Origin of the sequence: Asanoa sp. NPDC050611, assembly GCF_040654855.1 — a bacterium.
Classification (GTDB): domain Bacteria; phylum Actinomycetota; class Actinomycetes; order Mycobacteriales; family Micromonosporaceae; genus Asanoa.
Map to the genome: position 1 here is coordinate 1 of NZ_JBFAIU010000640.1, position 1,997 is coordinate 1,997.

2 protein-coding genes are annotated in these 1,997 nt (G+C 72.8%); one reads left to right on the forward strand and one right to left on the reverse strand.

The features are described 5' to 3' along the window. The first annotated feature begins 104 nt into the window (after window positions 1-104). Window positions 105-956, forward strand: a complete 852-nt coding sequence (locus AB0H87_RS41345; protein ID WP_360159197.1) for an oxygenase MpaB family protein — start codon at window positions 105-107, stop codon at window positions 954-956. A 4-nt stretch (window positions 957-960) separates the two neighbouring features. Here AB0H87_RS41345 and AB0H87_RS41350 read toward each other — a convergent pair whose 3' ends face one another. Then, a complete protein-coding gene (locus tag AB0H87_RS41350; protein ID WP_360159200.1) occupies window positions 961-1,812 on the reverse strand; it encodes a GAF and ANTAR domain-containing protein in 852 nt (283 codons plus the stop codon). Window positions 1,813-1,997: the final 185 nt, after the last annotated feature.

Consider the following 1,997-nt stretch of genomic DNA (forward strand, 5'->3'; position numbering starts at 1 on the left):
GCCGTGCCGGTCATGCCCGACAGTTTCTCCCTCCCCTAGCGCCCCTCCCGGTGACGGCCAGGGCGGCACGCCGCCCTGGCCGTCCTTCGTTACGCTCGTCGGCGGTGAAGGACCGATACGCGAACCTCCGACGCATCCGGGCGCTCGACCCGCGACGCGACCACGTGGCGATCTACCAGACGACCGTCCGGCACGAGTTCCCGTGGGACATGCGGATGGGCCTCAACCTGGCGTTCATCCGCACGTTCTCGATGCCGGAGGTCGCGGCGATCCTGGTCGGCACCGGCGAGCTGACGCGGCGCACGCAACGCCGGCTCGACGACACGGGCCTGCTCATGTACGAGATCGTGGTGCACGGCTTCGACCACCCCCGCGGCCGGGACGCCATCCGGCGGATCAACCAGCTGCACCGGCCGCACCGCGACGTCCCGAGCGACGAGTTCGTCTACGTGCTCGCGTGCCTAGCCATCGTGCCGATGCGGTGGCTCGACCGGTACGGGTGGCGCAAGCCCTGCTGCCACGAGCGCGAGGCCAGCTACGGCTTCTACCGGGAGCTGGGCGAGCTGATGAACATCGCCGGGATGCCGGGCTCACTGGCCGAGCTGGAGGCCTGGTTCGAGGCGTACGACCGGGACCGACTGCGGCCCGACGAGAACGCCGCGGCCATCGAGCGGGCCACCCGCATGCGGATGGTCGACCGGCTCCCCCGGTCGCTCGCCCCGCTCGGCAACGCGGTCGTCAGCGCGCTCTACGACCCGCACCTGCGGGCGGCCACCAAGGTGGGCCCGCCCGCCTGGCCCGTGCGGGCCGGCCTGCACCTGGGCTTCAAGGCCCGCGCCCGGCTCATCCGGCACTTCCACCGGCCACGGGCGACGGCGCTGTTCGCGGACGGCATCGTCACGAAGTCCTATCCCGACGGTTACGAGATCAGCCGGCTCGGGCCGCCCTCGACCTGAAAGCTCAGCCGGGCAGTTCGCCGGTGTCCGTGAGGTGCCGCGCCACGTCGACGACCCTGCGGTTGAGGCGCTGGGACGCGTGCCGGAGCAGGTCGAACGCCTCACCGGCGGAGAGCCGCTGCCGCTCCATCAGGATGCCCTTGGCCTGGCCGATGACGTCGCGGGAGCTCAGGCCACGATGGAGGGCCGCTTCCCGGCGGTCGACCTCCTCCCGGCGGTGGCTCATGGCGGCCGCGACGGCGACGTACGCGGCCACGATCGACGCGAAGTCCTGGTCGGTCTCGCTGAAGGCGTCCGGCGTCCCGCCGTACAGGTTGAGCGAACCCACCGCCGACCACTGTGCCGACTGCAGGACGAACAGGCCGTGGCAGAGGGCACTGGCCACGCCGAGGTCCGCCGCGGTGCCGGCGAGCACCGGCCACCGGGTCGGTCCACCCAGGTCGGCGACGTACACCGGATGCGTGCCGGCCATCGCGTCGATGGCCGGGCCCTGGCCCGAGCCAAACTGGACCTGGTCGAGCTCGTCGGCGACCGTGCCGTTGGAGAGCGCGTCGACCAGCTCTCCGCGCCGCGTGAGGGTGATGCTGGCCCAGTCGCAGCCGGTCACGATGTCCACCGTGAACTTCACGATCCGGGTGAGCACGCCATTCAGGTCGTCGGCGCCGAACAGCTGCGGAGCCAGGTCGGCGAAGCTGGCCAGCAGCATCGGCCCGTACGGGTCCGGACCCCATTTCGCCGACGCGCGCAGGTGTTCCTGGACCGCGACCCGACGCGCGGCCGCGGCCCGTCGGCGCTGCGCGTCCCCGCGCGCCCGGCGCTCCGCCGACTCCCGGTAGTCCGCGACCGGGGTGAGCAACGGTGCGGCGCTGTGCCGGGCGATGCGCCGCTCGCGTTCGAGCGCGTCCAGCTCGCGCACGTCGGCGGCGCGATCACGCTGGTCGGCGGACTCGTCCCGCTCGTCCGCACGCAGTTCACGCTCAACGCGGCCCAGCCGGCGAAGAGCTGGCTGAGCGTGCCGCGGGCCCGGGCCAGCTGGCTGCC